This window comes from Streptomyces sp. NBC_00086 (assembly GCF_026343255.1).
Taxonomy (GTDB): Bacteria; Actinomycetota; Actinomycetes; order Streptomycetales; family Streptomycetaceae; genus Streptomyces.
Genome location: NZ_JAPELZ010000001.1, coordinates 6,186,976 through 6,200,179 on the forward strand (window position 1 = coordinate 6,186,976; position 13,204 = coordinate 6,200,179).

At 72.3% G+C, this 13,204-nt stretch carries 11 protein-coding genes; 10 read left to right on the forward strand and 1 reads right to left on the reverse strand.

Annotated elements, in window-relative coordinates; genetic code table 11:
- Positions 1 to 60 precede the first annotated feature (60 nt).
- Entirely contained in the window at positions 61 to 552 is a 492-nt protein-coding gene (locus OG276_RS28035) for a cupin domain-containing protein (RefSeq protein ID WP_266909468.1), read from the reverse strand.
- Between the two features lie 282 nt (positions 553 to 834).
- Here OG276_RS28035 and OG276_RS28040 point away from each other — a divergent pair, with 282 nt between their 5' ends.
- The 10 genes from OG276_RS28040 (at position 835) to OG276_RS28085 (ending at position 13,191) form a co-directional block, all read left to right on the forward strand.
- Entirely contained in the window at positions 835 to 1,977 is a 1,143-nt protein-coding gene (locus tag OG276_RS28040) for a 3-deoxy-7-phosphoheptulonate synthase (RefSeq protein ID WP_266909469.1), read from the forward strand.
- A gap of 17 nt (positions 1,978 to 1,994) precedes the next feature.
- Entirely contained in the window at positions 1,995 to 2,795 is an 801-nt protein-coding gene (locus OG276_RS28045) for a 2,3-dihydro-2,3-dihydroxybenzoate dehydrogenase (protein ID WP_266909470.1), read from the forward strand.
- 110 nt (positions 2,796 to 2,905) lie between these two features.
- On the forward strand, positions 2,906 to 3,562 hold the full coding sequence (locus OG276_RS28050; protein WP_266909471.1) for an isochorismatase family protein: 657 nt from the start codon (positions 2,906 to 2,908) through the stop codon (positions 3,560 to 3,562).
- Positions 3,559 to 5,436 carry an anthranilate synthase family protein gene (locus OG276_RS28055; protein ID WP_266909472.1) on the forward strand — a complete coding sequence of 626 codons (1,878 nt, stop codon included), beginning with the start codon at positions 3,559 to 3,561 and terminating at the stop codon, positions 5,434 to 5,436. Before OG276_RS28050 ends, OG276_RS28055 begins: the two co-directional genes overlap by 4 nt.
- Entirely contained in the window at positions 5,424 to 5,762 is a 339-nt protein-coding gene (locus OG276_RS28060) for a hypothetical protein (RefSeq protein ID WP_266909473.1), read from the forward strand. The genes OG276_RS28055 and OG276_RS28060 overlap by 13 nt, the downstream gene beginning before the upstream one ends.
- A 123-nt stretch (positions 5,763 to 5,885) precedes the next feature.
- Positions 5,886 to 8,084, forward strand: a complete 2,199-nt coding sequence (gene tkt, locus OG276_RS28065) for a transketolase (RefSeq protein WP_266909474.1) — start codon at positions 5,886 to 5,888, stop codon at positions 8,082 to 8,084.
- A complete protein-coding gene (gene aroA / locus OG276_RS28070; RefSeq protein ID WP_266909475.1) occupies positions 8,081 to 9,358 on the forward strand; it encodes a 3-phosphoshikimate 1-carboxyvinyltransferase in 1,278 nt (425 codons plus the stop codon). The genes tkt and aroA overlap by 4 nt, the downstream gene beginning before the upstream one ends.
- Positions 9,355 to 10,608: a 3-hydroxybenzoate 6-monooxygenase gene (locus OG276_RS28075; protein ID WP_266909476.1), complete on the forward strand. Its 1,254-nt coding sequence runs from the start codon at positions 9,355 to 9,357 to the stop codon at positions 10,606 to 10,608. Before aroA ends, OG276_RS28075 begins: the two co-directional genes overlap by 4 nt.
- Positions 10,605 to 11,789, forward strand: a complete 1,185-nt coding sequence (gene aroC, locus OG276_RS28080) for a chorismate synthase (RefSeq protein ID WP_266909477.1) — start codon at positions 10,605 to 10,607, stop codon at positions 11,787 to 11,789. The genes OG276_RS28075 and aroC overlap by 4 nt, the downstream gene beginning before the upstream one ends.
- 178 nt (positions 11,790 to 11,967) lie before the next feature.
- Complete coding sequence (locus OG276_RS28085; protein ID WP_266909478.1) at positions 11,968 to 13,191, forward strand: transposase; 1,224 nt, start codon at positions 11,968 to 11,970, stop codon at positions 13,189 to 13,191.
- Positions 13,192 to 13,204 lie beyond the last annotated feature (13 nt).

Here is a 13,204-nt window from a genome sequence, read left to right on the forward strand (position 1 = left end):
CTCCATCGTTAATGGTTCGTGAATAGCTTGTCGCCTTCTCGGAAGGCGTTCACATGAAATTTACGAGAGATATTCATCGCCATACTGTCCGGCGACCCTGAGTGCCCGCTCCACGTCCAGCTCGTATTGGCCGGCCGGTGGCATCGGTGCATTGTCGTCGGCCGAGACTCCCGCGCCGAGAAAGAATCCGTCCTTGCCGCCGGGCATGAACATAATGAGAAGTTTCGATGGCTCGTCGCTGACGTTCTTGAACGAATGGACGCTGCCGCGGGGCACGTGGATGAAAGAGCCTGAGTTCAGCTTCAGCTGCTCGGTTCCGTCGAACATGTCCACCTTTCCCTCAAGGACGTAGAACGCCTCCTCCTCGTGGTGGTGGATATGTGGCGGCGGGCCGCCACCCGGTGGGACCAGCGCTTCCATCATGAAGAAGTGCTTTCCGGTGTTGTGCTCGCCCGATTTGATCGTGTACTTGTCGCCGAATGCCCAGCGGCTCGGACCCTCGCCCGGGGGTACGTGAACGATCTTGCGCGACCACTGTTCTTCGAAACTCAAGGCGCCGCTCCGTCCTCTGCTTTTTCGGGCCACCCGTCCTGTCCCGGAATGGCCCAGCAGAGTGTCCGCCGGGCGCCGGGCCGGGACAACAGCGGGCGGAACAGTAAGTCATGTCCAAACGGATATTCGACGCCATCTGACATAGTCCCGCGATCGCCTTTGATCCTCCTCGCCCGCTTCGTACAGAGTCGGCGGCGGCCGCTTTCCCGAACTCGATCGGAGGCGGCCTCACTTCACCCCAGGAGGTACCAGGTGAACGGTGTCCACGAATTCCTCCGATCCTTGCCAGCCGCTCAGCAGCCACAATGGGCGGGACACGCGGAGCTCGGGCGGGTACGGGAGGAACTGGCTTCTCTGCCCCCGCTCGTCGACTCCGAAGACGTCGACGGACTGCGCGCCCTGCTCGCCGAGGCCGCTGAGGGCCGCATCCAGATCATCCAGTCCGGCGACTGCGCCGAGGACTGGGCCGAATCCTCCGCGGACAGCGTGGCCCGCAAGGCCGGCCTGCTGGAGGTGCTGGCGGGCACGATGAAGATGATCTCGCACAAGCCCGTGATCCGGGTGGGCCGGATAGCCGGCCAGTACGGCAAGCCGCGCTCCAAGCCGACCGAGATCGTCGGAGGCGTCGAACTCCCCGTCTACCGGGGCCACATGGTCAACGCCCCCGAGCCCGACCCGGAGCTGCGCAAGCCCGACCCCACCCGCATGCTCACGGGGTACGAAGCCGCGCGGGGCGTCATCGAAGGCCTCGGCTGGCACCGGGACGAGCGGAGCCCGCGCCCCGACACCACCGTGTGGACCAGCCACGAGGCGCTGCTGCTCGACTACGAACTGCCCATGATGCGGACGCGGGCCGACGGCCGGTTACTGCTCGCCTCGACCCACTGGCCGTGGATCGGCGAGCGCACCCGCCAGGTCGACGGCGCGCACGTCGCACTGCTGGCCGCGGTGTCGAACCCGGTGGCCTGCAAGGTCGGCCCCGGCATGACCACCGACGAGCTGCTGGCCCTGTGCCTCGCGCTCGACCCGGACAAGACGCCCGGCCGCCTGACCCTGATCGCACGCATGGGCGCCGACACGGTCGGCGAGAAGCTCCCCCCGCTGGTCGCGGCGGTCCGGGAGGCCGGCCACCCGGTCATCTGGCTGACCGACCCGATGCACGGGAACACCGTCAGCGGCCCCGAGGGCCTCAAGACGCGCCTCGTGAAGACCGTGGTGCGCGAGGTCCTGGAGTTCCACCGCGCCGTCACCGGGGCGGGCGGTGTCGCCGGCGGAATCCACCTGGAGACCACGCCCGACGCGGTCACCGAGTGCGTGGCCGACCAGGACCGGCTGCACGAGGTCGGCAACAAGTACACGAGCTTCTGCGACCCGCGCCTCAACCCGCGGCAGGCCGTCGCGGTGGCCGCCGCCTGGCTCGGCTGAAGGGGACGGGGACAGTGATGTACGGAGTGGAAACGACGGACAGCGGGATCGCATTGGTCACCGGTGCGGCCGGCGGCATCGGCGAGGAGGTCGTACGCATCCTGGCGGAGCGCGGCCTGACCGTCGCGGCCGTGGACCGGGACGCCGACGCGCTCGGCGACACCGTGGCCAAACTGCGGGCCGAAGGGCTCAACGTCGAGGCGTTCCCCTGTGACGTGACCGTCTCGGCCCGGGTGGACAGCCTGGTCGACACCGTGGAGCAGGTCCTGGGGCCCGTGCGGTACCTGGTCAACTCCGCCGGCGTACTGCGCCTGGGCCAGGCCGTGTCCCTGTCCGACGAGGACTGGGCGGCCACCTTCGCGGTCAACACCACCGGCGTCTTCCACGTCTCGCGCGCCGTCGTCGGCCGCATGGTGGAACGCCGCTCGGGAGCGGTGGTCACCGTCGCCTCGAACGCCGCCGGCACGCCCCGGACCGGGATGGCCGCCTACGCGGCGTCCAAGGCGGCGACGGCCATGTTCACCAAGTGCCTGGGCCTGGAGGTGGCCAGGTACGGAATCCGGTGCAACGTCGTGGCCCCCGGATCCACCGCCACCCCGATGCTGACCTCCCTCTGGGCGGACGGCGGCGCGGACGGCAGCGGCGAGCGCGGCTCGATCGACGGCATCGCGGACGAGTTCCGGGTGGGCATCCCCCTCGGCAAGCTGGCCCGCCCCCTCGATGTGGCCCAGGCGGTGGCGTTCCTGCTCTCCGACCACGCCTCCCACATCACCCTGCACGACCTCACCGTCGACGGCGGCGCCGCCCTCGGCGTCTGACCCGCCGCCGCCCCCGCACCGACCCGGCACCGCCCCCGCATCGACCCGGCACCGAGCCCCTGCCGAAGGCCACACCCCGAGCCCACACCCGAGCGAGAGGAAGGACGACCATGGCGGGAATTCCGCCCATCGATCCGTACCCCATGCCCTCCGAGGGAGACCTCCCCGTCAACACCGCCGACTGGACGGTCGACCCCGACCGGGCGGTGCTGCTGATCCACGACATGCAGCGCTACTTCCTGCGCCCGTTCCCCGAGGGCGAGTCCCCGGTCGGCGACCTCGTGCGCAACGCGACGCTGCTGCGCGAACAGTGCGCCGCCCTCGGCATCCCGGTCGCGTACACCGCGCAACCCGGCGGCATGTCGGAACAGGAGCGCGGTCTCCTCAAGGACTTCTGGGGCCCCGGGATGAAGGTCTCGCCCGAGGACCGCCGGGTGGTCGACCCCATCGAACCGGGCCCCTCCGACTGGGTGTTCACCAAGTGGCGCTACAGCGCCTTCTTCAAGTCGGAGCTGCTGGAGCGCATGCGCTTCCAGGGCCGCGACCAGCTCGTCGTCTGCGGTGTGTACGCCCACGTGGGCGTGATGGCGACGGTCGTGGAGGCCTTCACCAACGACATCCGGTCCTTCCTCGTCGCGGACGCCGTCGCCGACTTCTCCGAGGCGCAGCACCGGTTCGCCCTGGACTACGTCGCCCAGCGCGCGGGGGTCGTCAAGACCACCAAGTCCGTGCTCGCCGAGCTCACCGCGCCGGGCGGTGCCCGGTGACCCCGGACCTGCTGAACCGGGTGCTCACCGGCCGCGCACCGGCGTACGCCCTGCTGTACCGCCCCGAGACCACCGGTCAGGAGCTCCTGGAGGTGCTGCTCGGCGAGGTGTCGAGCGTGGAGACCCTCGCCGAGATCCCCGTGCCGCAGGGCCCCGCCGCGGGCCCGCGGCACGAGACCCTGGCCATCGTCCCCTACCGGCAGATCACCGAGCGGGGGTTCGCCGGCACCGACGACGGCGAACCGCTGATCACCATGACGGTCGGCGAGCAGGCGGTCCTCCCGCTGGCCGATGCGCTGCGCAGGCTCCCCGACGAGCCGGTCACCCTGACCGGCGGCCACTTCGACGTGGACGACGACGCGTACGCCGGAATGGTCCGCGAGGTCATCGAGCGCGAGATCGGCAACGGCGAGGGCGCGAACTTCGTCATCAAGCGCTCGTTCGTCGCGGAGATCACCCACTACTCCCCGGCCGGCGCGCTCTCCTTCTTCCGGCGGCTGCTGGAGCGGGAGTCGGGCGCCTACTGGACCTTCCTCGTCCACACCGGGGACCGCACCTTCGTCGGCGCCAGCCCCGAGCGGCACGTCAGCCTGCACGACGGCACCGCCGTGATGAACCCGATCAGCGGCACCTACCGCTACCCGGCCGCGGGCCCCGACCTGCCGGGCGTGATGGCCTTCCTCGCCGACCGCAAGGAGGCGGACGAGCTGTACATGGTCGTGGACGAGGAACTCAAGATGATGGCCCGGATCTGTGAGGGAGGCGGCCGCGTCGTCGGCCCGTACCTCAAGGAGATGGCCCGCCTCGCCCACACCGAGTACTTCATCGAGGGGCAGACCTCCCGCGACGTACGGGAGATCCTGCGCGAGACGATGTTCGCCCCCACCGTCACGGGCAGCCCACTGGAGAGCGCCTGCAAGGTGATCAACCGGTACGAGCCGGAGGGCCGCGGCTACTACAGCGGCGTCATGGCCCTCATCGGCCGGGACGCCGACGGCGGCCGCACGATGGACTCCGCGATCCTCATCCGCACCGCCGACATCGCGGCCGACGGCCGGGTGCGCATCGGCGTCGGCGCGACCCTCGTACGGCACTCCGACCCGCTGAGCGAGGTCGCCGAGACCCGGGTGAAGGCGGCCGGACTGCTGTCCGCGCTCGAAGCGGGCGGCGCGAGCCGTTTCGCCCGGCACGCCGACGTCCGGGGCGCCCTGGAGGAGCGCAACGAGGGCATCGCCGGATTCTGGCTGCGCAAGACCGCCGAGCGGTCCCGGCCGGTGCCGGAGCTGGCCGGCCGCAGTGTGCTCATCATCGACGCCGAGGACACCTTCACCTCGATGATCGGCCACCAGCTGGCCTCCATGGGGCTGAAGGTGACGGTCAGCCGTTTCGACGAGCCGTACGACACCGGCGCCCACGACCTCGTCGTCATGGGCCCGGGTCCCGGCGACCCCGGCGAGACCGCACACCCCAAGATCGCGCACCTGCGGGCGACGGTCTCCCGGCTGCTGGGCGAGCGGCGGCCGTTCCTCGCCGTCTGCCTCAGCCACCAGGTCCTCTCCACCCTGCTCGGCCTCGACCTCGTCCGCAGGACCGTGCCCAACCAGGGTGTCCAGCGGCAGATCGACCTGTTCGGCGCGCCGGAGCGGGTCGGCTTCTACAACACGTTCGCGGCGCGGCTGGCCGAGGACAAGTTCGAACACCCGCGGGCCGGGATCGTCGAGGTCAGCCGCGACGTCGAGACCGGTGAGGTGCACGCCCTGCGCGGACGGGGCTTCGCCTCGATGCAGTTCCACGCCGAGTCGGTCCTCACCGAGGACGGCGTACGGATCACCCGCGACCTGCTGATCGGAGTGGTGCGCTCGTGCGAGCGGTAATCGTCTGGTGGGACCTGAAGGAATCCGAGCAGACCATCGACTCGCTGCGCGGGTTCCTGCGCGACGAGGCGGTCGACCGGTTCAGTCAACTGGCCGGTCTGCGGCTGAAGTTCTGGATATCCGACCGGGAGACCGACCGCTGGGGAGCGGTACTCCTGTGGGAGTCCGCCGAGTCGGCCGCGCTCGCCGCGGCCCTGCCCAACCGGGCTGCGGAACTCATCGGCTACCCGCCCACCGAGCGCTCCTTCTTCGACGTGGAAGCCACCGTCGAGGGCGTCTTCTCGCTCGACCGGCTCGCCGGCCGCGGCCTGGCCCTGGAGGGCTGAGCGATGCCCGGACCGGGGGAGGGGCCGGGCCCGGCCCGGGCGAGCTCATCGGCCGCCCCGCCCGAAACCACGCCCACGCCCCCTCCCGCCTCCAGACAAGCCACAAGGAGCCCTGACCGTCCGGTGAACACCCAGGCGAGCACCAGCAACCCCGCCTTCGAGTGGTCCGCACTCGACCGGCAATCCGTCGATGTCGCACGCGCCCTCGCGGTCGACGCAGTCGAGAAGGCCGGGCACGGCCACCCGGGCACGGCCATGAGCCTGGCCCCGGCGGCGCACCTCCTCTTCCAGCGGCTGCTGCGCCACGACCCGGCGGCCCCCCGCTGGACCGGTCGCGACCGCTTCGTCCTGTCCTGCGGACACTCCAGCCTCACCCTCTACACCCAGCTCTACCTCTGCGGCTACGGCCTGGAGCTCGACGACCTCAAGGCGCTGCGCACCGAGGGCAGCCTCACCCCCGCCCACCCCGAGTACGGGCACACCCCCGGCGTGGAAACCACCACGGGCCCCCTCGGCCAGGGCCTCGGCAACGCCGTCGGCATGGCCATGGCCGCCCGCCGCGAGCGCGGCCTCTTCGACCCGGACGCCGCCCCCGGCACGTCCCCCTTCGACCACACCGTCTGGGTGTTCGCCTCCGACGGGGACCTCGAAGAAGGCATCAGCCACGAAGTCGGCTCGCTCGCCGGACACCAGAAGCTGGGCAACCTCGTCGTGCTCTGGGACGACAACCGGATCTCGATCGAGGACGACACCTCCATCGCAGTGTCGGAGGACGTCCTCGCCCGCTACGCCGCCTACGGCTGGCACGTCCAGCAGGTCGACTGGACCCGGACCGGCTCCTACGAGGAGGACGTGCCGGCCCTGCACGCGGCGCTGGCCGCCGCCCGCGAGGAGACCGGCCGTCCCTCGATCGTCGCGCTGCGCACGATCATCGGCTGGCCCGCCCCCACCCAACAGAACACCGGCAAGATCCACGGATCCGCGCTGGGCGCCGGCGAGGCGGCCGCGGCCAAGGCCGCCATGGGCCTGGATCCGCAGGCCTCCTTCCAGGTCCCCGCCGAGGTGCTCGCCCACGCCCGCGAGGTCGCCGACCGTGGGCGCGCGGCCCGCGCGGAGTGGGACAAGCGCTACCAGGACTGGCGCGCGGCCCGGCCGGAGCACGCGGCCCTCTTCGACCGGGTCGACGCCAAGCGGCTGCCCGAGGGCTGGAGCGACGCGCTGCCGGAGTTCACCGCGGGCGGCGAGATGGCCACCCGCAAGGCCTCGGGCGAGGTGCTGAACGCGCTGGCCGGCGTACTGCCCGAACTGTGGGGCGGCTCCGCGGACCTCGCCGAGTCCAACAACACCACCATGAAGGGCGAACCCTCCTTCATCCCCTCGGAGTTCGCCACCCGGGCCTTCCCGGGCCACCCCTACGGCCGCACGCTCCACTTCGGCATCCGCGAGCACGGCATGGGCGCCGTCCTCAACGGCATCGCCCTGCACGGCGGAACCCGGCCCTACGGCGGCACCTTCCTCGTCTTCTCCGACTACATGCGCCCGGCCGTGCGCCTCGCGGCCATGATGAAGCTGCCCGTCACCTACGTCTGGACCCACGACTCCATCGGACTCGGCGAGGACGGCCCCACCCACCAGCCGGTCGAGCACCTCTGGTCGCTGCGCCTGATTCCCGGCCTCGACGTGGTCCGCCCGGCCGACGCCAACGAGACCGCCGCCGCCTGGCGGGCCGTCCTGGAGCGCGACGACCGGCCCGCCGGACTCTGCCTGACCCGTCAGAACGTCCCCGTCCTGCCCGACCCCGGTGCCGACGCCGTGGCCCGGGGCGGCTACGTACGAGCCGAAGCCGAGGGCGGCCGGCCCGAGGCGGTCGTCCTGGCCACCGGCAGCGAGGTCCACATCGCGCTCGCGGCACGCGAACTCCTGCAGCGCGACGGCATACCGACCCGGGTCGTCTCGCTGCCCTGCCTGGAGTGGTTCGCCGAACAGCCCCGGGAGTACCGCGACTCGGTCCTCCCGCCGCGACTGCGCGCCAGGGTCTCGGTGGAGGCCGGCTCCACCCTCGGCTGGCACGCCCTGACCGGCGAGGCGGGCGAAGCCGTCGGCATCGACAGCTTCGGCGCCTGTGCCCCGTACCGGTCCCTGTACGAGCAGCACGGCCTCACCGCGGAGCGGGTCGCGGCGGCCGTCCGTACGAGCATCGCCCGCGCCGCCGAGCAGCACCCGGCGCCCGCGTCCGAGGGGCCGTCGCCGGGGTCGCCGGGGTCGCCGGGGTCGCCCAAGTCGCCGAAGTCGTCGGAGCCGTCGCAGGAAGGAACCCGATGACCACGGGGACCCTCGCCGGTACGGGCCGCGCGGCCCGCATCCCGGGTTCGAAGAGCATCACCAACCGCGCCCTGCTCCTCGCGGCGGCGGCCGACGGCACCAGCACCCTGCGCGCCCCCCTGATCAGCGAGGACACCACTGCCTTCCGCACCGCCCTGACAGGTCTCGGAGTCCAGGTCACCGCGACCCCCCACGACGAGTTCTGGGAGGTCGGCGGTCTCGCCGGAGCCCCCGCACACGGCGGCCGCGTCTGGTGCGCCGACGCCGGGACCGCGGCCCGCTTCCTGCCGCCCTTCGCCGCGGCCGGCCACGGCTCGTACGTGTTCGACGGCTCGGAGCAACTGTGTGCCCGCCCGCTCCGCCCGCTCGCCGACGCCCTGGCACGGCTCGGCGCGCGGGTACGGACCCGGGACGGGGACACCCTGCCCTTGCGGATCGAGGCCGACGCGCTCGACGGAGGCGAACTCGCCGTCGACGGCGGGCTGAGCAGCCAGTTCCTGAGCGGACTGCTGATGGCGGCACCCCTGCTGCGCACCCCGCTGACCGTGACGGTCGGCGAGCTCGTCAGCCGCCCGTACATCGACATGACCATCGTCCTGATGCGCCGCTTCGGCGCACGGGTCACCGAAGACGCGCCGGGTGTGTTCGAGATCGGCACGGGGGGATACCGCGCCACCGACCTCGTGATCGAACCGGACGCCTCCACCGCCTCCTACGTCTTCGCGGCCGCGGCCGTCACCGGCCGCTCGGTCACCGTGCCCGGCCTCGGGCGCGACAGCCTCCAGGGAGACCTCGGCTTCGTCGACGTCCTGCGCACCGCCGGAGCCGAGGTGGAGATCGGCGATCACGCGACGACGGTCACCGGCACCGGCCGGCTCCGCGGCGGGTTCGACGTGGACATGGGCGCGATCTCGGACACCTTCATGACGCTCGCCGCGATCGCACCGCTCGCGGACGCTCCCCTCACCATCCGCGGCATCGGGCACGCCCGGCTCAAGGAGTCGGACCGGATCGCGGCGGTCGCCCTGAACCTCGCCGCGTGCGGAGTGCGCGCCGAGACCGGCCGGGACTGGATCACCGTGCATCCGGGCGAGGTCCGCCCCGCCCGGATCGCCTGCCACCGCGACCACCGGATCGCCATGGCGTTCTCCGTGCTCGGACTGCGCGCGCCGGGACTCCACCTCGACGATCCGGCCTGCGTGGGCAAGACCTTCCCCGGCTTCCACGCCGAACTGGCCCAGCTGTTCCCCAAGACACAAGGAGAACGAGGATGACGGACGTACTCGTCGCCGGCGGCGGCATCGGCGGACTGGCCACGGCACTGAGCCTGGCCGCCCGCGGCCACCGGGTGACCGTGCTGGAGCGCCGGCCCGAGTTCGCCGAGCTCGGCGCGGGGATCCAGCTGGGTCCCAACGCCTTCCACGCCCTCGACCGGCTCGGTGTGGGCGGGGCCGTGCGCGACCGGGCCGTCCTCATCGACGAGCTGCGCTTCATGGACGCCACCAGCGGGGAGAGCGTCGCGCGGATGCCGCTGACGGGCGCCTACCGGGAACGGTTCGGCAATCCGTACGCGGTCGTCCACCGGGGCGACCTCTACCAGCCGCTGCTGGACGCCTGCCAGGCCGCGGACGGAGTCACCCTGCTGGCCGGGCATTCGGTCATCCGGTACGAGCAGACGGCCGACGAGGTCACGGCGATCACCGGCACCGGGCAGCGGTTCACCGGGGACGTGCTGATCGGAGCCGACGGCATCCGATCGGCCTTACGCCGCCAGCTGATCGGGGACGGGGACCCGCGGGTGTCGGGCCACACGATCTACCGGTCGGTCATCCCCATGGAGAAGGTGCCCGAGGAACTGCGCTGGAACAGCGTGACCCTGTGGGCCGGACCCAAGTGGCACTTCGTGCACTACGCGATCGGCGGCGGCGAGTTCCTGAACCTGGCCGCCACCCGCGACAACGGCGCGCGCGAGGCGCTCGTCGGGCTGCCGGTGGACCGGGATCACGTACTGGGCGAGTTCCCGGAGCTGGGCGACGCGGTCCGGCGGCTGCTGGAGCTCGGTGAGGAGTGGAAGACCTGGGTGCTGTGCGACCGTGACCCGGTCGAGGGCTGGACGGACGGCCGGGTGGCGCTCATGGGCGACGCGGCGCATCCGATGCTCCAGTACGCGGCCCAGGGCGCGTGCATGGCGCTGGAGGACGCGGTCGTCCTCGGCGAAGTACTGGACGGCAACGGCGACGGCAACGGTGACGGCGGGGCCGCGGTCGGCCGGGACGTCGCCGGCCGGCTGGCACGGTACAACGAGCAGCGGCGCGACCGTACGGCCAAGACCCAGCTGGTGGCACGGGAGATGGGCGCGCAGCTCTACCACCCGGCCGGCGAGGCGGCGGCGGCCCGCAACCGGATGCTCGCCGGGTACAGCGCGGACGACCTGTACGACACGGTGGCGTGGCTCCACGGCTCCCGTGACTTCACGGCGGGGCCGGCGCGAGCCGCCGAACTCGTCGAGGGAGGGGTCCGTTGAGCAGGCTGCGCTGGCTGACCGCCGGGGAGTCGCACGGACCGGCGCTGGTGGCGACGCTAGAGGGGCTTCCCGCCGGTGTTCCGGTCACCACCGCTCTGGTGGCCGGGCACCTGGCCCGGCGCCGGCTCGGCCACGGGCGCGGTGCGCGGATGAAGTTCGAGCAGGACGAGATCACCTTCCTCGGCGGGGTCCGGCACGGGCTGTCGCTGGGCTCTCCCGTGGCGGTGATGGTCGGCAACAGCGAGTGGCCGAAGTGGCGGACGGTGATGTCGGCCGACCCGGTGGATCCGTCGCTGTCGAAGGAGGCCGGCCGGGGCGCCCCGCTGACGCGTCCGCGTCCGGGTCACGCGGATCTGGCGGGGATGCAGAAGTACGGGTTCGACGAGGCCCGGCCGGTTCTGGAGCGCGCCAGTGCGCGGGAGACGGCCGCGCGGGTCGCGCTGGGGGCGGTCGCCAGGTCCTTCCTGAAGGAGGCCGCCGGGATCGAGATCGTGTCGCACGTGGTGGAGCTGGCGGGGGCCAGGGCCCCGTACGGGGCGTACCCGACGACGGCCGACGTGGAGAAGCTCGACGCGGACCCGGTGCGGTGCCTGGACGCGGACGCGAGCAAGGCGATGGTCGCGGAGATCGACCGGGCCCACGGGGACGGCGATACCCTGGGAGGTGTGGTCGAGGTCCTGGCGTACGGCGTACCCGTCGGGCTCGGCTCGCACGTCCACTGGGACCGGCGCCTGGACGCGCGCCTGGCGGCGGCCCTGATGGGCATCCAGGCGATCAAGGGCGTCGAGGTCGGCGACGGCTTCGCACTCGCCCGGGTGCCCGGCTCGAAGGCGCACGACGCGATCGTCCCCACCCCCGAGGGTCTCAAGCGCACCTCCGGCCGCTCCGGCGGCACCGAGGGCGGGCTGAGCACCGGCGAGCCGCTGCGGGTGCGGGCCGCGATGAAGCCCATCGCGACGGTGCCGCGGGCGCTCGCGACGGTCGACGTGGTGACCGGAGAGGCGACGGTGGCGCACCACCAGCGCTCGGACGTGTGTGCCGTGCCGGCGGCGGGGATCGTCGCGGAAGCGATGACCGCCCTCGTGCTGGCGGACGCGGTCGTCGAGAAGTTCGGCGGGGACTCGGTCCCCGAGACCCGCCGCAACGTGCGGTCGTACCTCGGCAACATGCGGTTCATCTGACCCTCGCCGACCGCACCCCGGCCACCCCCCACACCCCTTGTGCCGCAAGGGGTGTGGGGTCCCGTCACCACCCCCGGCCGCAGGCAGGTGGCCGGCGCACCTCCCCCGCAGGGGGGTCCCCGGGCGACGGTGGGACTGCATTCGAAGCAGCCTAGGGGGGCCTGTGGTGACCACCGCCATGAACACCATCGTCCGAAGGGAACTGTCCGTCGTGGGTGCGCGGGAGGGCCGCGACACCGCGGTCCGGATCCGGCGCGACCCGATCAGGGAAATCACCGAAGACCTGTGTGCCACCGTCTTCGCCTCGCTCCGCCGCAAGGACCAGCGGGAGAAGGCCCAGCACTACGTACGGGGACTGCTGGCCACCTCGGGGCGCAAGTCCATCCGCAGCATCGCCGCCCACGTCGAGGGGGACGCCGCCGAACAGAGCCTGCACCACTTCATCTTCAGCTCCACCTGGGACTGGCAGCCCCTGCGCACCGCGCTCTCGGAATACCTGGAGAGCACCACCCCGCTGGCGGCCTGGGTCGCCCAGCCGATGGCGATCCCCAAGGGCGGCGAACACTCGGTCGGCGTCGGCCACCACTTCGACCCGCACCAGGGCCAGATGTTCCGCGGCCAGCAGGCATTCGGCACCTGGTTCGCCTCGGCCGAGGTGGCCACGCCGGTCGGCTGGCGGCTGTTCGTACCGGACGGCGAGAACAACGCCGAAGCCTCCGCCAATTCGGCGCGCCGCACTGTCGCCGACCCCGGCACCGGTCCCGCCCCCGCACACCACACCTCGTACGAGGAGTGCGCGGCCAGCGGTGTCATCGAGACCGTCAAGGCCGCCGCGATGCCCGCCCACCCGGTCGTCCTCGACGTCCCCAACATCGGCACCCGCATGACGATGAACCGCTTCGCCGAGGCCCGCATCCCCGTCCTGGCCCGGATCAGCCCCGCCGGCCGGCTGCTCGTCACCGACCCGGCGCTGCCCGGCTACGGCGCCGGCCCGCTGAACGCCGAGGACATCCTGCAGTCCCTCAAGGGGCTGCGCGCGCCCGTGGAGTGGGCCGACCCGGCCAACCCGTCGGCGCGCCGCAGCACCCTCGCCGTCGCCGTCGGCGTGATGATCCCCGACCCGTCGGCGGCGCGGCGCCGCCAGCTCGTGCTGGTCGGCGAGTGGACCGACCCGCACCGGCTGCCGTCCCAGCTGTGGATCACCGACCTGACCCGGCTGTCCGCGGGCCGCCTGCTGCGGCTGACCAAGCAGGCCCCGCGGGTGGCGCTCACCTCCCAGCACAGCGGCCAGGAGCTGGGACTGCGCGACTACACCGGGCGTTCCCTGCACGGCTGGCACCGGCACGTCACCCTGGCCTCCATCGCCCACGCCGCCCACAGCCTCGCCGCGGCGCGGCAGTAGCCTCCCCCGCCCG